This is a genomic window from Devosia nitrariae, from assembly GCF_030160115.1.
Classification (GTDB): domain Bacteria; phylum Pseudomonadota; class Alphaproteobacteria; order Rhizobiales; family Devosiaceae; genus Devosia; species Devosia nitrariae.
Map to the genome: position 1 here is coordinate 11,770 of NZ_BSNS01000016.1, position 16,334 is coordinate 28,103.

21 protein-coding genes are annotated in these 16,334 nt (G+C 64.9%); 4 read left to right on the forward strand and 17 right to left on the reverse strand.

Annotated features, from left to right (window positions below):
- Window positions 1-74: 74 nt before the first annotated feature.
- The 12 genes from QQK18_RS16625 to lgt all read right to left on the reverse strand — a co-directional run bounded on the left by QQK18_RS16625 (window position 75) and on the right by lgt (window position 9,651).
- Window positions 75-707: a 50S ribosomal protein L25/general stress protein Ctc gene (locus QQK18_RS16625; RefSeq protein ID WP_284341485.1), complete on the reverse strand. Its 633-nt coding sequence runs from the start codon at window positions 705-707 to the stop codon at window positions 75-77.
- 514 nt (window positions 708-1,221) lie between these two features.
- Entirely contained in the window at window positions 1,222-1,716 is a 495-nt protein-coding gene (locus tag QQK18_RS16630) for a GyrI-like domain-containing protein (protein ID WP_284341486.1), read from the reverse strand.
- A 9-nt stretch (window positions 1,717-1,725) separates the two neighbouring features.
- Window positions 1,726-2,571 carry an AraC family transcriptional regulator gene (locus tag QQK18_RS16635; RefSeq protein WP_284341487.1) on the reverse strand — a complete coding sequence of 282 codons (846 nt, stop codon included), beginning with the start codon at window positions 2,569-2,571 and terminating at the stop codon, window positions 1,726-1,728.
- A gap of 86 nt (window positions 2,572-2,657) precedes the next feature.
- The gene (locus tag QQK18_RS16640) at window positions 2,658-3,902 is read right to left on the reverse strand and encodes an RNA polymerase sigma factor (protein ID WP_284341488.1); all 1,245 of its coding nucleotides are present in this window, start codon (window positions 3,900-3,902) and stop codon (window positions 2,658-2,660) included.
- The gene (locus tag QQK18_RS16645; RefSeq protein ID WP_284341489.1) at window positions 3,899-4,261 is read right to left on the reverse strand and encodes a YciI family protein; all 363 of its coding nucleotides are present in this window, start codon (window positions 4,259-4,261) and stop codon (window positions 3,899-3,901) included. The genes QQK18_RS16640 and QQK18_RS16645 overlap by 4 nt, the downstream gene beginning before the upstream one ends.
- Before the next feature lie 129 nt (window positions 4,262-4,390).
- Window positions 4,391-4,843: a carboxymuconolactone decarboxylase family protein gene (locus QQK18_RS16650; protein ID WP_284341490.1), complete on the reverse strand. Its 453-nt coding sequence runs from the start codon at window positions 4,841-4,843 to the stop codon at window positions 4,391-4,393.
- A gap of 17 nt (window positions 4,844-4,860) precedes the next feature.
- Entirely contained in the window at window positions 4,861-5,199 is a 339-nt protein-coding gene (locus QQK18_RS16655) for a YciI family protein (protein WP_284341491.1), read from the reverse strand.
- 91 nt (window positions 5,200-5,290) lie between these two features.
- The gene (locus QQK18_RS16660; protein WP_284341492.1) at window positions 5,291-5,737 is read right to left on the reverse strand and encodes a YciI family protein; all 447 of its coding nucleotides are present in this window, start codon (window positions 5,735-5,737) and stop codon (window positions 5,291-5,293) included.
- Window positions 5,738-5,874: 137 nt separating this feature from the next.
- Window positions 5,875-6,807, reverse strand: a complete 933-nt coding sequence (locus QQK18_RS16665) for a ribose-phosphate pyrophosphokinase (protein ID WP_284341493.1) — start codon at window positions 6,805-6,807, stop codon at window positions 5,875-5,877.
- A 183-nt stretch (window positions 6,808-6,990) separates the two neighbouring features.
- Entirely contained in the window at window positions 6,991-7,761 is a 771-nt protein-coding gene (gene pgeF / locus QQK18_RS16670; protein WP_284341494.1) for a peptidoglycan editing factor PgeF, read from the reverse strand.
- The gene (locus tag QQK18_RS16675; protein ID WP_284341495.1) at window positions 7,758-8,846 is read right to left on the reverse strand and encodes a class I SAM-dependent methyltransferase; all 1,089 of its coding nucleotides are present in this window, start codon (window positions 8,844-8,846) and stop codon (window positions 7,758-7,760) included. The genes pgeF and QQK18_RS16675 overlap by 4 nt, the downstream gene beginning before the upstream one ends.
- A complete protein-coding gene (gene lgt / locus QQK18_RS16680; protein WP_284341496.1) occupies window positions 8,836-9,651 on the reverse strand; it encodes a prolipoprotein diacylglyceryl transferase in 816 nt (271 codons plus the stop codon). Before lgt ends, QQK18_RS16675 begins: the two co-directional genes overlap by 11 nt.
- Window positions 9,652-9,781: 130 nt before the next feature.
- Between lgt and QQK18_RS16685 the strand changes: the two genes are divergently transcribed.
- Both QQK18_RS16685 and QQK18_RS16690 read left to right on the forward strand, forming a co-directional pair.
- Window positions 9,782-10,033 (forward strand): accessory factor UbiK family protein, encoded by a 252-nt coding sequence (locus QQK18_RS16685; protein ID WP_284341497.1) that lies wholly within the window; start codon window positions 9,782-9,784, stop codon window positions 10,031-10,033.
- Window positions 10,034-10,045: 12 nt separating this feature from the next.
- A complete protein-coding gene (locus tag QQK18_RS16690) occupies window positions 10,046-10,759 on the forward strand; it encodes a metallophosphoesterase family protein (protein ID WP_284341498.1) in 714 nt (237 codons plus the stop codon).
- A gap of 61 nt (window positions 10,760-10,820) precedes the next feature.
- On the opposite strand, the gene QQK18_RS16695 is transcribed toward QQK18_RS16690, so the two are convergent.
- The 5 genes from QQK18_RS16695 to QQK18_RS16715 form a co-directional block, all read right to left on the reverse strand.
- Entirely contained in the window at window positions 10,821-11,525 is a 705-nt protein-coding gene (locus QQK18_RS16695) for a glutathione S-transferase N-terminal domain-containing protein (protein ID WP_284341499.1), read from the reverse strand.
- 76 nt (window positions 11,526-11,601) lie between these two features.
- Window positions 11,602-12,480 (reverse strand): SMP-30/gluconolactonase/LRE family protein, encoded by an 879-nt coding sequence (locus tag QQK18_RS16700; RefSeq protein ID WP_284341500.1) that lies wholly within the window; start codon window positions 12,478-12,480, stop codon window positions 11,602-11,604.
- Between the two features lie 410 nt (window positions 12,481-12,890).
- Window positions 12,891-13,535, reverse strand: coding sequence for an SH3 domain-containing protein (locus QQK18_RS16705; protein WP_284341501.1), 645 nt, complete (start codon window positions 13,533-13,535; stop codon window positions 12,891-12,893).
- Window positions 13,536-13,823: 288 nt separating this feature from the next.
- Entirely contained in the window at window positions 13,824-14,210 is a 387-nt protein-coding gene (locus tag QQK18_RS16710) for an acyl-CoA thioesterase (protein ID WP_284341502.1), read from the reverse strand.
- A complete protein-coding gene (locus QQK18_RS16715; protein WP_284341503.1) occupies window positions 14,207-14,806 on the reverse strand; it encodes a thymidine kinase in 600 nt (199 codons plus the stop codon). Before QQK18_RS16715 ends, QQK18_RS16710 begins: the two co-directional genes overlap by 4 nt.
- A 352-nt stretch (window positions 14,807-15,158) precedes the next feature.
- On the opposite strand from QQK18_RS16715, the gene QQK18_RS16720 reads away from it, so the two are divergent.
- Together QQK18_RS16720 and QQK18_RS16725 are read left to right on the forward strand one after the other, a co-directional pair.
- Window positions 15,159-15,554, forward strand: coding sequence for a DUF2147 domain-containing protein (locus QQK18_RS16720; RefSeq protein WP_284341504.1), 396 nt, complete (start codon window positions 15,159-15,161; stop codon window positions 15,552-15,554).
- 113 nt (window positions 15,555-15,667) lie between these two features.
- Window positions 15,668-16,234 carry a GNAT family N-acetyltransferase gene (locus QQK18_RS16725; protein ID WP_284341505.1) on the forward strand — a complete coding sequence of 189 codons (567 nt, stop codon included), beginning with the start codon at window positions 15,668-15,670 and terminating at the stop codon, window positions 16,232-16,234.
- Window positions 16,235-16,334 lie beyond the last annotated feature (100 nt).

The following is a 16,334-nucleotide window of genomic DNA, read 5'->3' on the forward strand; positions in this document are numbered from 1 at the left end:
TGCTTCATCCGAAACGAACGAGGCGACCCTTGGGCCGCCTCGACAAGTCTATCACGAACAGGTCGCGAGCAGAATTATTCGCTCTCGCCTTCGTCCTCAGCGGCGGGTTCCTCACCGGTTTCCGCCTCGGCGGCCCTGAGGCCGGACGGGGCGACGATCGTGGCGATGGTGAAGTCGCGGTCGGCGATGGTCGATGTCACGCCCGCAGGCAGCGTCACGGCCGAGATGTGGATCGAATCGCCGATATCGGTGCCGGCGAGGTCGATGACGATCTCTTCGGGAATGCTGTCGGCCGGCGCATTGACCTCAATGGTGTGGCGCACGACGTTGAGCGTGCCGCCGCGCTTGAGGCCCGGGCTCTTTTCCTCGTTGACGAAGGTAACGTGCACTTCGACGGCGAGGGTGGTGCCCTTGGTAATGCGCAGGAAATCGACGTGCATGGCGAAATCCTTGACCACGTCGAGCTGATAGTCGCGCGGGATCACCTGGTGCTTGTCTCCGTCGACGTCGAGAGTGAGGACGTGGGAGAGGAAGCCGCCGGCATAGATGGCCTTTTGCGCTTCCTTGAAGGGGATGGAGATGGTCACCGGGGGCTGCTTGCCCCCATAGATGACGGCAGGGACGAAACCCTGACGGCGCAGTTCACGAGCGGCCCCCTTGCCCACCCGGTCCCGCGCCTGAGCCTTGAGCTCTCTGGTCGCAGCCATGGAATGTTCCATTCATGGGTTGGTGTATGTCGTTTTCCAAACAACATACGCGCCCGTCCTCCAGGGGTGACGAGCGCTTCATGGCGCGCGGATATAGAGGAAAGCGGGGCAGGGGGCAAGGGGCGGGGAGTTCAGGGCCGTCGCAATTGGCGCCGATCCTTCACCCCCTTGAGGAAGAAAGGGGCCCTGAACGCTCCAGCGGGCGGGAAGCGCGGTTTGGACGCGTTTCGTGCCCGTCACATACACCTTGCGGAAAGCGATGTATCTCAGGATGGGCCCCCCGACTTTCGTCGGGGTGACATCGCGGGTGTTGAAGAGGTGGTTCAGGAGCCGAAGCCGCATGTGGCGTGCGCACCTTCGGCGTCGGTGGTCGGCACCGCAACGACCACAAACTCGGTGTCACCCCGACGAAAGTCGGGGCCCATCCTGAGATACCGCCGCAGCCGCAAGGTGTGTGAACGAGGCAGGTTCGTCGCGAATGACGCCCCCGCCCGATGATACAGAATTGCTTCCCTTAATCCGCCAGCCTGAATGCCAGTTCGGTCACCCACTTGCTCTTGTCCTTTTCGACCTTCGGATCGGTCGGATAGAACTCCAGCCGACAACCGAAGACGTCGCCGGCCGGCGAGGCATGCTGGTCGAGCGTCAGCCCCTGAGCCTTGATCCAGTCGAGCAGAGCGCCATTGGCTGCAATCAGATCCTTGTAGGGGCCGGTATGCGTCAATGCAGCATAGCGGCCCGCGGGCAGGACGCCGCTCACCAGCAGGTCGTCGCTCTCCTCCTGGCGTTCGGTCGGCCAACCGAAGTCGATCTCGAGTGCGGCGGGCATGTCGATGATGTTGTAGCGGAAGAACGGGGCATCGATTCCCGCGATGCCGCGCTTCTTCATGCGGCGCTGGAGGTCCGCCAGCGTTTTCGAGGCAACCATGCCGAACGGTATTTTGACGATCCGGCGGATGGCGAGATAGGGCTGGTCATCGCGTTCGATGATTGTGGGTTCGCTGAGCACGTCGGCCTCCTATTCCTTCTTCGTTGCCGGCATCCACAATTCGATGCCGCCGAGGCCGGTCCGGGGATCGAATTTTTCTTCGTAGAACTCGAAATAGGTTTTCATCGCGGACGGATCGTAGCCGTTTTCGGGGAGATACCGCTCGAAGATCGCCGCCATCGTCTGGCGCAGTTGCGATATGTGCTCGTCGTGGCGGAACACCAGATAGGACTGCGCCGGAATTTTGTACGTCGTCAGTTCCGGGGGTAGGTCGGCAGGCTCGCTGAGCACTTCGACGCCGGCCATATAGAAGAAGTCCTCGCCGGTCTCGCCCCAGTCCCCGCAGACGCCGTACCAATATCCCGGCACCTCATCCACAGAGCCTTCGTATTGCTGGAATTTCTGCCAGAGCGCCGGGATGTTTTCGGCCGTATCCATACGGAAGCGAGCTCCGAGACCAACCAGGATCATCGCGTCCCTGTGCCTGGTTTGCGGTTCTTTCAATTGCGTCATCGTCATGTCCTCCATCTTGATCGGTTTCACCAGCAGGCGCTCGTCGATCGGGCATCCCTTGCGCGCTTCGTCGGGCGTGATGCCGAACTGGTCGCGGAAGGCGCGCGTGAAGCCCTCGTGGGAGCCGTATCCGGCTTCCAGCGCCACACCGAGAATGCTCGGTGCACCGTTGCAGAGGGCCTTATATGCCTCCGTCAACCGGCGTCCGCGCACATAGGCCATCACCGAGGTGCCGGTGGTCCAGGTGAAGGCCCGGCTCAGGTTGAAACGGCTGGTGCCCGATGCGCGGGCGATGTCGTCGAGGCTCGGGGACCGGTTGAACTGGCCCTCGATGAACCAGACGGCTTTGGCCACAGCGCTCATGTCACCCCTCCGTTCGGCCTGGCGGTCAACCATAGCGGTGTTTTGCGCCGCTGCTTGACCGATCTTGCCGGGGTGAAGCGGCGGTTTCAGCCGTTCTGCAGCGTCGCAAGCCGCCCCTGGAGGTATCGGCGCACGGCCGGATCGGCCGAGAGGCCGAGCGCGACCGTCAGGGCCTCATAGGCCTCCGCGCCCTTCCCGACCTCGGCGAGCAGGTGCCCCCTTGCCGCCCAATAGGGTTGATAGTCGGCCACGCGTTTGTCGGCGGCAAGCGGTTCGATCGCGGCAAGGGCCGCTGCCGGGCCTTCGGCTTCGGCCAGTGCCACGGCGCGATTGAGGGTGACGACGGGCGAGGCGGTGATCCGGTAGAGGTGATCGTAGAGTGCCAGGATCGCCGGCCAGGTGTCGGCGCCGGTCATTCGCCGCGCCACATGGGCAGACTGGATCGCCGCCTCGATCTGATAGCGTCCCGTCGGGCCCGCTTCATTGGCCTGGTGCAGGAGCGCTTCGGCGGCGGCAACGAGCGTCTCGTCCCAAAGGCTGGTGTCCTGCGCCTCGAGCGGCACGTAGGCGCCATCCGGGGCCCTGCGGGCGCCGCGCCGCGCCTCGGCGTGGAGCATGAGCGCCAGCATGCCCTTGGCCTCGGGTTCGTCCGGCAGCAGCGAGACGATCAGCCGGCCGAGCCAGATGGCCTCCTCGGTCAGCCGCGGCGCGCCGGTCTCGCCGATCTCGGCCCAGCCCTTGGTGTAGGCGGCATAGATCGCGTCGAGCACAGCTTCCAGACGCTCGGGCAGATCCGCCTTTTCGGGGATGGCGAAGGGGATGCCGGTCTCCTTGATCCGCCCCTTGGCGCGCACCAGGCGCTGGCCCATGGTTGCCGGTGAGATGAGGAAGGCCGCCGCGATATCCTGCGCCGTCAGGCCCAGGATCGTCTGCAGGATCAAGGGAGTGCGCATGCCCTTTTCGATCGCCGGATGGGCACAGGTGAACATCAGCGCCAGGCGGCGATCGGGGATGTCATCGGGGCTCTGCGCCGCCGCGTCCATTTCGTCGGCCATCATCTTGAGATGCTCCTCGCCCGCCAGCCGCGTATGGCGCCTGCGGGCCGCGTCGGCCTGGCGGCGACGGGCAACCGTCAACAGCCAGGCGTCGGGGTTGGCCGGCACGCCATCGGCGGGCCAGCTCTTCAAGGCGCTGGCGAACGCTTCCGCCAACGCGTCCTCGGCGCCCGCGACGTCGCGCGTACGGGCGGCAAGGAAGGCAACGAGCCGGCCATAGCTTTCGCGCGCCACGCGCTCGGCGGCTCGGGCCGCTTCGTTGCCCCCGCCCGTCATCCTCTGGCAGCTCCGAGTTCCCAGATCGGGCGGACCTCTATGGCGCCGTTTTCGGCAGCCGGGCAGCGGGACGCCCATTCGACGGCATCCTCGAGGCTTTCCGCGTCGATCATGTAATAGCCGCCGAGCTGTTCCTTGACGTCGGCGTAGGGTCCGTCGAGTACGACCTTCTTGCCGTTCCGCCTGCTCACGGTCGCGGCCTTCGCGGTCGGCCGCAGGCGCTCGCCGCCCAGCAGCACATTGGCCTTCACCATCGCCTCGGTGAAGGCTGCATAGTCGGCCGACATGGTGGTCGTCAGCTCGACCGGGGCGTCCTTTATCCCGCTTTCGTCGGCATGGATCAGCAACAGATATCGCATTGAAAGTCTCCTGTTTTCAGGCCGGAGCATCGTGCCCGGCGTTGCGATGTCGGCAATGCGGGTGCGATTTCGACATTTTAAGATCACAAGAATCGAGAGCGATCCGCATGGGTTTGCGGATCGCTTCGATCATGCCGCCCACTGTCCGGCGACCTGGCGTGTCGCCGCATTGAGGCGGTTCCACAGATTGATCATGCCGATCTGGATGACGAGAGCTGCAAGCGTCGGCTCGTCGAAATGCCGCGTCGCCTCGTTCCAGACGTCGTCGGGCACCGGATCGGATCGGTCGGCAATACGCGTCACCGCTTCGGTCAGCGCCAGGGCCGCGCGCTCCTCTTCGCTGAACCAAGGCGCCTCGCGCCACGCCCCGACGGCAAAGATGCGCTTGTCGCTCTCGCCGGCGCTCTTCAGTTCCAGCGAATGCATCGCGACACACACGCTGCAGCCGTTGATCTGGCTGGCTCGCAGATGGACGAGCAGCAGGATGGTGCCGGGAACGGCTGAGGAGGCTTTGCTGACTGCAAGCATCGCCTTGAATGCCTCGGGCAGCACCGTGATGGGGTTGGCCATACGTGGTTGCATTTTGTCCTCCCTCAGTCCTACTGCTCGACGATCGGGCGGATTTCGATGGCGCCATATTTGGAGCTCGGGCAGCGCTGCGCCCAGGCAATGGCTTCATCGAGACTGGGCACGTCGATAACGAAGTAGCCGGCGAGCTGCTCGCGCGTGTCCGCGTAGGGACCGTCGAGCACATCGGTCTTGCCGTCCTGCATGCGAACGGTGGTGGCGGCCGACGCGGGCTTCAGGCGCATGCCCGGCGTTGCGCCGGTGGCCTTGGCCAGCGCCTCGTTGAAAGCACCCCAATCGGCATAGAGCTCCTGCTGGGGTACGGCGGCGAGGGCTTCATCGTCATTGTGGATCAGCATCATGTAGCGCATGGTTTTTCCTCATCGTTTCGCCGGAGCACCATGCCCCGACGCTACAATGTCGGGGCGGCTCTGGCGAATTCGACTTTTGCGCCTGAAAAAATCACGACACCGGGACGTCACCGTCCGTCGCGCACCAGGCCTTGCCGAAATGGTCGACGGTGTTGACCAGCGGCCGCACCTCGATCGGCCCCCATTGCGCGGCCGGGCAGCGTGCCGCCCACTTCAGGGCCTCGTCCATGTTGGCCGCCTCGATGATGAAGTAGCCGCCGAGTTGTTCGCGCGTCTCGACATAGGGGCCGTCTTCGACCTTGAGCTCGCCGCCTTCGTTGACGAAGGCGCCGTCGTCGCGTTGGCGGACCTCGCCGCCCTCCATATGCAATGTCTTGGAATCCCACGTCGGGGCCAGCGCCGAGGTCGCAACGAACGCGCCGGCCTTGGAGAGCGCCTCATGGTAGGCGTACATCGTCTCCATGGCCTTGGCCATCTGGTCGGCGGGGATGGATGTGCCGACTTTCTCGTCGGCATAGAGCATCAGCATGTATCGCATCGTCTTCTCCAAGCTTTGCGGGCAGCATAGCCCACCACAGCAATGTCGCGCGAGAATCGCCGATTTCGACAGCAAGCGCCGTAGGCAGCGAAGAAATCTCACGAGGGGAAGGGGAAGAGGGGCCCTTGGTGGGCGCGTCAGTCCAGAAGGCTAGAGACGGACTGCTCGCTGGCGGTGCGGGCGACGGCTTCGCCGATCAGCGGAGCGATGGAGAGCTTGCGGATGTTGGCGGCCGCCTTGATCTCCTCGGTCTCTTCGATGGAGTCGGTGACCACCAGCTCCTTCAACTTGGAGGCGGCAATGCGCGGGGCGGCCTGTTCGGAGAGCACGCCGTGGGTGATATAGGCCGAAACCTCCTTGGCGCCGGCCTTCAGCAGCGCCTCGGCGGCGTTGATCAGCGTGCCGCCGGAATCGACGATATCGTCGATGAGGATGCAGGTGTGGCCTTCGACGTCACCGATGATGTTCATCACTTCCGAGACACCAGCGCGCGGGCGGCGCTTATCGACGATGGCAAGGTTGGCTCCGATGCGGCTCGCGACATTGCGCGCGCGTTTGACGCCGCCGACGTCGGGCGAGACGATCATCACGTTGCCGATGTCGTAGCGCTCGCGGATGTCACGCACCATGACCGGCGCCGAAAAGAGATTGTCGGTCGGGATATCGAAGAAGCCCTGGATCTGGTCGGCATGGAGGTCGAGGGTCAGCACCCGGTTGGCGCCGGCCTCGGTGATGAGGTTGGCGACGAGCTTGGCCGAGATCGGCGTGCGCGAGGCCGATTTCCTGTCCTGCCGGGCATAGCCGAAATAGGGGACCACCGCCGTGATGCGTCGGGCGGAGGAGCGCCTCAGTGCATCGCAGATGATGAGGAGTTCCATGAGGTTATCGTTGGCGGGGTAGGAGGTCGACTGCAGGATGAATACATCCTCGCCGCGCACGTTCTCGTGGATCTCGACGAAGATTTCCTTGTCGGCGAAGCGCTTGACCGTACAGTCCGTCAGCGGCAACTCGAGATAGGAAACGACCGCCTCGGCCAGGGCCCGGTTGGAGTTGCCGGTGACCAGTTTCATGGCGTGTCCCTGTTTTCAACATGCGCCGACTGGTCGGCCGCACCCCAGTTCCGCGCGCACCTTTAGCGGCAGCGGCTGCGTTAGGCAATCGGCCAAATGTCGGTTATGTGAAGGTTTTTCGCCGGTTGCCCGACGACCGACCGCGCCGGATAGTCCGCTTGCCTCGTGCGGCCGAACCTCGCTTCAGACGAGCCCGATCACCGACAACTGCCGCCCCGCCTTCGTTGCCTGGTGAGTTGCATGGCGGTGGGAGAAGTAGCGGTCCGGACGCCCGTAGGTGCAGCCGCCGGCGATTTCCACGGTTCCAACTCCAGCCTCGCGCAACTGCACGGCAACGAAGCCTGAAAGGTCGAAATGCTCGCGCCCGCCCGGACCCCTTTGGAAGTGGCGTTCGCCGCCGGGATGACGCTCGAGAAAATCGGCCATGAACTGCGGACCGACCTCATAGTTGGCCGCCGAGATGGTCGGTCCAACGGCGCAGATGATGCGGCCCGGTTCAGCGCCGAGTGCCGTCATGGCCGCCACGGTGTTGGCGAGCACACCGTCCATGGCTCCGCGCCAGCCGGCGTGGGCGGCGCCGATCACCCCGGCCTCCGGATCGACCAGCAGGATCGGCGCACAATCGGCCGTCACGATGGCGAGCGCTACGCCCGGCACCTTGGTCACCATGGCATCGGCCTCGGGCCGGGCGCCGGGTTCGGTCGGAGCCGTCAGCGTCACGGCGCGGGTCGAATGCACCTGCCGCAGGATCGCCAGTTGCCCAGGGGCGAAACCCAGCGCCTCGGCGATGCGGGCGCGGTTCTCGGCGATGCAGCCGGCGTCGTCGCCGACGGCTTCCGAGACGTTGAGCGAGGCGTAGTTTCCCTTTGACACCCCGCCGGAACGGCCGAAGAAGCCGTGGCGGAGACGGGGGAGGGCGGCGAGGGCCGGACTCTTTTCGAACGCCACGCTCATAGGCCGAACCCCTGCGGCCCGAGGCCGGGACTGGCGGCGCACAGCACCTTGAACAGCCCGCCCATGGCGCTGCTGCCGGTCAGGCGTTCGACGGCGGCCGCGATGTCGGCGGTCGAGCCGGGATTGGCCGCACTCAGCGCCCTGGCGCGCTCGCTGATACCGAGGCGCTCGAGGAAATCGCCCTGCGTTGCGAGCGGCTGAACGGCAAGGCCCGCCCGGCGCGCAACTGTGCCCAGCGCCTCGAAGTCGACATGGGCGGATATGTCGGCCTCCCCCGGCGCCGCCAGCGGGTCGGCATATTGGTGCCGGCGCACCGCCTGCAACGTCTCGCCGGTTTGCGTGCGGGCATATCCGTAGTCGATGACGAGGATGGCGCCGCCGAGTCGTGCGACGAGCCCGGAAAGCCGGTTCATCACCTCTCCCCCGGCGATGCCGACCTCCAGCATCTCGCCTTCGCCGGCGTTCTGCACCGCCTCGGGCATGGCACTCGGGGGGATCGGCGTCGGTGAAAGGCCGAAAGCGAGCCTGCCCTCGACAAGGCCGACCATGCGCTCGTGCCAACCGTCGCCGGCGCGTACGAACTGGCGGATGGGCAGTGCATCGAAGAATTCGTTAGCTACGACCAGTAGGGGGCCGTCGCCGACCTTTTCGAAGCTGTCGATCCATTTGGGCTCGTAGGGCTCGAGCCGGACGTTCTGTTGGGCAATGAGATCCGGGTTGGTTTCGAAAAGCCGGAGATCCAGCGCATCGCGAAAGCCGGGGGCGCGGCAGGCGACGCGCAGCATGTCGGCCATCAGCGTGCCACGGCCAGGGCCGAGCTCGAGGAGGGTGAAGGCCTTCGGCTCGTCCATCTGCTGCCAGAGGTTGACGAAGAAGAAGCCGATGAGCTCACCGAACATCTGGCTGATCTCGGGAGCGGTGACGAAATCGCCGGCCGCGCCCAGGGGATCGGCCTTGCGATAGTAGCCCTTGGCCGGATGGGTGAGGCAGAGGCCCATATAGTTGGCGATCGACATCGGCCCCTGCGTCCGGATCTGCAGGTCGATCAACTCGGCAAGGCTTCTGTCGTTGTCGTTAGAGGGCACGCTTCTTCCTTAAGGCGAAGAGGGCAAGGGCGAGGCCGGCGAGCAGCAAGGGGAGGCTCAGCACCTGGCCCATGGTGAGCCACCCGCCATAGAGATAGCCGATCTGCGCGTCCGGCAGGCGCACGAATTCTACCGCGATGCGCGAGAGCGCATAGCCTATGCCAAAGATGCCTGCCGTCAGCCCCGGCCGGCGCAGGCTGTGGGTGACGTGGGTGGCAAAGCGGATGACGAGAAAGAGCAGCAGGCCTTCGAGCGCGGCCTCGTAGAGCTGGCTCGGGTGTCGCGGGACGCCCAGCGGGTCGGTCGGGAATACCACGCCCCAGGGCAGGTCGGTCGGCGCGCCATAGAGCTCGGCGTTGATGAAGTTGGCCAAGCGGCCGAGCATGATGCCGATGGTGCCGACGGCGGCGAGGAGATCGAGGGAGGAGAGCAGATTCCCGCCCTTGGCGCGGGTAAACAGCATCACCGCCAGCATCAGGCCCAGCATGCCGCCGTGGAAGGCCATGCCGCCATCCCAGAGCGCGAAGATCTCGAGCGGATTGGCGAGGTATTGTGGCAGATTGTAGAACAACACATAGGCGATGCGCCCGCCAATGATGATGCCGAGGATAGCCCAGAAGGCGAAATCCCAGATCTCGTCGGGCTTGAACGGCGGCGCATTGTCGGCCCAGAGCGCCCGGCGCTTCAAGAGCAACATGCCGTAGAGGGCGCCGAGCAGCACGCCGGCGAGATAGGCCAACGCATACCAGCGCACGGCGAACGGACCGATATAAAAGGCTTCCGGGGCGATGTCGGGAAAGGGCAAGCGGGGCTCCGGCCATGGCGTTTGCGCGGACCATTGCCGCTTCGCCCGCTCTGGTCAAGTCGGGCGCGAGGGCCTACATAGTCGCTAAACGTCGCGGCCCTGCCGCACACTCTATACTAGGAACCCGCCCATGACCCAGAACAGCAGAATTTTCGACGATCTCGGACGGCTGATGAACGAGGCTGCCGGAGTTGCCGACGGCGTGCGCCGGGAGGTCGAGACCGTCGTCAAGTCGCAGGCCAAGCGCATCGTTGCCGACATGGACTTGGTCAAGCGCGAAGATTTCGACGCCCTGCGCGAGTTGGTCGAGGTGCAGGGCGAGGAGATCGATCAGCTGCGCAAGGAACTCGCGGCCCTGCGCACCAAGAAGAAAGCCGAATAGGCTCCTCGCTCGGTGCGGCTGGCGGTCATCTCCGATATCCACGGCAACAGCCTCGCGCTGGCCGCGGTGCTCGCCGATATCCGGGCCGAAGGGGCGGACGCGATCGTTTGCCTCGGTGACAATGTCAGTGGTCCGCTCGACCCCGCCGGGGCGGCCGAGATGCTGATGGGTCTCGGTTGCGTTGCCGTGGCGGGCAACCACGACCGCTGGATCTTCGGCGACACCCCTGATCTCATCGACCGCTTCGCCGTTTCGCGGCTCTCGCCGGCGCATCAGCTATGGCTGTCAGGTCTGCCGGCAACGCAGGTGCTCGACGGCGAGGTGTTCCTCTGCCACGGCACGCCAACCAGCGACGAGATGCCCTGGCTCGACAACTTCTATACCGGCCGCAGGACGGAACTGCCCGACGAAGCCACGGTCGCCGCCCATGCCGACGGGCTCGATTTCCCGGTGCTATTGTGCGGCCACACCCACATCGCGCGCTGCGTGCGGCTCAAGGATGGACGCCTGATCGTCAATCCGGGGGCGGTGGGACTGCAAGTCATCATCGGCTCGCCCGACGCGCGCTATGCGCTCCTCGACAGGCGCGAGGGCCAATGGTCGGTCAGCCTGCGGACGGTTCCCTACGACCACGCCGGTGCCGCCGATCAGGCCGCGCGCAATGGCTTTGCGCAGTGGCGGGATGTGCTGATGCATGGATGGGACGGGCCGGAGGGGTTGTTTTAGGGTGTTTCAGGCTGCCAGACGCAGCGCTGCTGGCTGGCACAATACCTCCACCACCCCGGTGTCACCGCCGCGCCGGAATATCGAGCCCGCGCTGCACGGCGGGGCGCACCAGGGCGCGGGCCAGCCAGCCAGGCACGTATTTCAGCTCATCGAAGCCGACGATGTCGCGCGCTTCATAAAAGCCGATCAGGTTGCGCACCCAGCCGATCATCGAGATGTCGGCAATGGTGAAATCGTCGCCCATGATCCATTCGCGGCCGGCGAGCCGCGTCTCGATCACGCCGAGGAGTCGCTGAGCTTCGGCCCGGTAGCGCTCGTGCGGTCGCTTGTCCTCGATCTCGCGACCCTTGAACTTGTGGAAGAAGCCGAGTTGCCCGAACATCGGGCCGATCGCCCCCATCTGGAAGAACACCCACTGGATGGTCTCGTAGCGCAGGGCCGGAGCGGCGGGGAGGAGCTTGCCGGTCTTTTCGGCAAGGTAGAGGAGGATGGCGCCGGATTCAAAGAGGGGCAGCGGTTTGCCGCCGGGGCCGTCGGGGTCGATGATCACCGGGATCTTGCCGTTGGGGTTGAGCGCGAGGAACTCCTCCGTCCAGCTCTCGTCCTTGCCGATGTCCACCCGATGCACCTCGTAGAGCAGGCCGATCTCTTCGAGCATGATCGAGACCTTGACGCCATTGGGCGTCGGCAGGGAGTAGAGCTGCAGCCGGTCGGGGTGCTGGGCTGGCCAGCGCCGGGCAATCGGGAAGGCGGAAAGATCGGTCATGCGGTACCTCGATGCACTCTAGAAGCGGTCGCTCGGTGCGGACCATAGTCACGCGACCTTCTCGTGCAAGGCGGTATCAGTCGTGAAACCGTCCGACCGGTACGCCGGCGAGAGCTGCGCGAAACGAGACGATTCCCCCACAAAGCGGGTGCTCGGCCAAAAGTTCCGGCTCCACTCCGGAACTGAGGCTCGTCACATAGACCGTCTTCATATCCGGGCCACCGAAGCATGGCATGGTCGGGCGCAGCACCGGCAGGTCGATGAATTCGAGCAACTCGCCCTCCGCCGAAAAACGGTTGAGCCGGCTGGCGGAAGGTCCTGCGGACCAATAGGTGCCCGCCATGTCGCAGGCGCCGCCGTCGGCGCGACCGAGGAGCTCGCTCTCGACGACCAGGTGCCGCCGGTTCGCGGCCACGCCGGCTGCGGGGTCGAAGTCCCAGACGTCGATCCACATCTGGCCCCGCGAGTCCGAGTGGTACATCAGCGTGCCGTCGGCGTTCCAGGCGAGGCCGTTGGAGGTCGAAAGTCCGTCAGCGATGGTGCGCACATCTGCGTCCGGCCCGATGCGATAGAGCCGCGCGGCAGGCGAACCCACGCCCGTCGCATCCATGCTGCCGACCCAGAAGGCGCCGTCCGGTCCGACCTTGCCGTCGTTGAACCGCATGCCGGGCTTGGCGTGCTCGACCCGCGCCAGGCGCTCGCGCGCGCCGGTCGCCATGTCGAACAGCACCACGTCCTCGCTCAGCGCCACCACCAGCCGGCCGGAGCGGCAGAGCCCGAAGGCACCGACCGGCTCGCCGAACGACCATAGTGCCCGCGCTCCACTGGCGATTTCGAGGGCGTGGATGGTGCCGGCCGGAATGTCGGTCCAGAACAGGCGTCCGTTGTCGCCGTCCCACACCGGGCTCTCGCCCACCGCGAACCGCTCGGCAACGACTGTTTCGATCTGGACCATGGCTTATCCCTGGTATTGCCGGCTTTCTGCCGGAAGAAAAGCAAGCGCCCCGCTGGGGCCCTAAAGGGGGGAGCTGGCGCGTCCCACCAACACCTTGCGGCTGTTGAGGAATCTCAGGATGGGTCCCTGCGTCGGGGTGACACCGAGTCTGTGGCCGTTGCGGTGCCAAGCACCGACACCCAGGGTGCACAACATCACTTACGCGACTGCAACTTCGGCTTGTGAACCACCGCCCCAACTCCCCCCGATGTCACTCCGGCGAATGCCGGAACCCAGCCTGAGATGTCAAGGTGTATGAGGGGGGACGATACGCGTGCAAACCGCGTTTTTTGCCCGCTGAAGCGTTCAGGCCACTCGCCCTTCAGCGCCGCCCCGAGACGGGACGGCGCCGATTGTTCTCACCGCGTCTTTTAGCGGTAAACGCGGACGGTTTCCACGAACTCGCCGAACTCCCCGAGCGAAGAGGCGCTGGTGGTATAGGAGCGGCAGCTCTCGCCGAAACCGCGACGGGTGCAGAGTTCCACGTCGAAGCCGCCGCGGTTATCGAACGAGCCGATGCCGTCGGCAAAGCTGGGCAGGCGGTAGCGCTGGCCGGGCTCCAGGCAGAAGCTGTCACCGCGGAAGCGGCTGCGTTCATAAAAGCAGACTTCGCGGATGACCGGCGGGCGTACCACCGGCGGGTCGACGACGATCGGCGGCCGGCCGATGCCGATGCTGACATTGGGGCCGTCGCCACCGCCGATGGTGAACCCGAAGCTGAAGCCGCCCGATCCGCCGCGGTCGGCCGAAAGATAGCTCGAAGAGACCCAGCCGTCCGGACCGGACTTGACCACGTAACACCAGCGGCCCTCGCAGCGCTGCACGTCGACCTGCTGGCCGCGCACGAGGGTATCGACGACGGCGTAGCTGGTGCCCGGGCCGGAGCGCACGTTGACATTGGTGGTCGCAAATCCCGGCGCCGCCTGGGCTGCCGGCAGGAAGACGGCGAGGGCTGCGGCCGCCACGGCGATGCCGGTGGCCAGGTTCAGCAGCAATTTGCGCGTTTGACGTTTCATTTTGACGCTCCTTTCGAGGTCACACCTCGACCCCCAATGACCGTGTGGGCACTTCGCCCCACCCGGCAATGCTTATTGTTTCAGCAACGGCCGCCAGGGTTTGAAAGTTCCCGAAACGACGGTTGTCCAAGGTCCTTGCAAGGCAAGTCTGCCGTTGTGGTAAATAATTCCGCTACGACAACTTACCGTGATATCCGCTTACTGGAGGGCCGGCAGCATTCGCCGGCCGCCCCGAGATCGCGACTTGGCTCTATGAAACATCGCGCCATATGAACGGCGGCTGAACGGTCAGCGGGCAATAACGCGCTTGGCGCCGTCTTCGCCGAGCGCCACATAGACGAAGCGGCCGTCGGTGACCTTGACGCGGTCGGCGACGCGGTTGCGCCGGGCCCAGGCTTCGACCTCGACGGTGACCGAGGTGGTGCCGACACGCTCGATGGTTGTGTAGACGCAGAGCACGTCGCCGACCTTGACCGGAGCAATGAAGGTCATCGCCTCGACGGCGACGGTGACCACGCGCCCGCCCACGCGCTCGACGGCGGCGATGGCGCCGGCGATATCCATTTGGCTCATCACCCAGCCGCCGAAGATGTCGCCGGCCGGGTTGGTATCGGCGGGCATGGCCAGGGTCCTGATGGTCAGGGCGCCCTCTGGTTCGGTCTGCTCGTCCTTCATCTCAGGGGTCCTTTCGCCGGCCAGCGGCCCGTTTCCTCTTCCCAATGCTTGCGGCAGAGGGAAACATAAACCGATTTCTCGATCGAGACCTGGTCGCCGTCGGTCAGCGCGCGCCCGTGCTGGTCCTGGCGCACGACCATCGTCGCCTTGGCGCCGCAAGAACAGATGGTGCGGATTTCGCGCAGCACATCGGCAATGGCGAGCAGTTCCGAGGAACCCGGAAACAGCCTGCCCTGGAAGTCGGTTCGCAGTCCAAAGCACATGACCGGCACCTTCAGGCGATCGGTGACGTGGGCGAGTTGCCAGACCTGGGCGGAGGAGAGGAACTGGGCCTCGTCGACGAAGACGCAATCGACCTTGGATTCTTCCATGGCGTCATGCACGCGCTGATAGAGATCGTCGCCCTCGGCATAGGTTTCGGCCTCGGCGGAAATACCGAGCCGCGAGCGGATGAGACCCACCCCGTCCTCGGCATAATGGATCGAGGTGAAGAGCAGGGTGCGCATGCCGCGCTCGCGATAGTTGTGCGACGCCTGCAGCAGCAGGGTGGATTTGCCCGCGTTCATTGCGGCGTAGGAGAAGTAGAGCTTGGCCATTTGTGGTGCGGGAATCCGTTCAAGGAAACCCTTATTGCCCTGGCGGGCCACGGGGGCGAGTCCCGTGCCTGTCGCTTCCCCAAAAAAAGACCGCCTGGGCAAGGCCCGGCGGCCAGAACCGATCGGGGTCGGTTGGAACGGGTGGGGTTGGCGGCCAAACCGTTCCCTTGGAGAAGCCGTGCGCGGCGCAAGCGGGGGCGCGGGGCAGCGGATCCTTTCCCGGTGTTGGGGACGCCGGGAACAATAGGAACCTATGGGCTCTCTATGACCGGGACATGACAGAAACCTCCACAAAACTGCCTCAGATTGAAACTAGTCAATCCATCGCAGTCGGGGCGCCGGAGATATGCTGATGAAATGGGTTTCTGTTCTTTGTGCCGTCGCTCTCTCGCAGGTCGTCTCTCCTGTCCTGGCCGCGAACCTGGCCTCGCCGGTCGGCACCTGGGAGATCGAGATGCGCGATTCGCGCTATCAGGTGGAAATGTGCGGTGAGAACGAGGACCAACTCTGCGGCACCCTCATCTGGCTCGGCAACGGTGCCGACAATGAAGAAAACCTGCCTTACCTCAACACGCTCCTCATCGATCATGCGCCGCAGGTCGGCGAGAACCGGTGGCGGGGCAAGTTGCATATCTTCGGGCAGACGGCGACGGGCACGATCACCCAGGTGAGTGACAACCGGATTGAGCTCGAGGGGTGCGTGGCGTTTGTGCTGTGTCGGACGTATCAGCTCTACAGGATCGATTAGAGGCTCGGCGACCGATCCCCTAGGCGCGCCGCGCTACATTCAAATATTCACGCCCTCGTCACTCGCGGTCGCAATCAGTACAGTTCGCGAGACCTCCAGTCGGGAGTGCCGCCATGGAAGCCCAGGTCTATCACCCCGCCCATGCTCCCAAGCCGCCGTTCGAAACCGAGCGGCTGATGATGCGCCCCTATGTGGTGGAGGATGCCGAGATCGTACACGCAAAGCTCGATACTGACCCTGAGGTCTGGCGGTTCGACCCCGGCCGTGAACGCAGCCTCGATGAGCGGCGCGAGGTGATCATGCGTTTTGCCATGCTCCACCGCCAGTTCGGCTTCGGGCCGTGCGGCGCGTGGGGCAGGGACGGCACTTTCATTGGCCAGGGCGGACTCAACCCTTATCTCTACGACCATCGCGACGGCACGCGCACGGTGGAGTTCGAGGTGATGTATAAGGTTGCGCGGCCCTTCTGGCGGCAGGGCTACGCCACCGAGATCGCCCGCTACTGGGTTGACTACGCCTTCGCGCACATGCGCCTGCCGCGGCTTTTCATCGCTCCGGCCCGCGCGAATGCAGGCTCGGTCGCGGTGCTACGCGCGCTTGGGGCAAGCTTTGAGGATGACTGGCTGGACGAGAACGCGGTTATCGCCTCGCTCTATCCACCCGGAAAGACTGCAAACTAGGTCGTGAAACCGATAAATCGGGAGCGGCCGAAAAGGGGTGGTGGGTTCAACCGGTCATCGCAACACCTTCTGTAGCCTATCGGCGGGCGTTTCGAAGTCC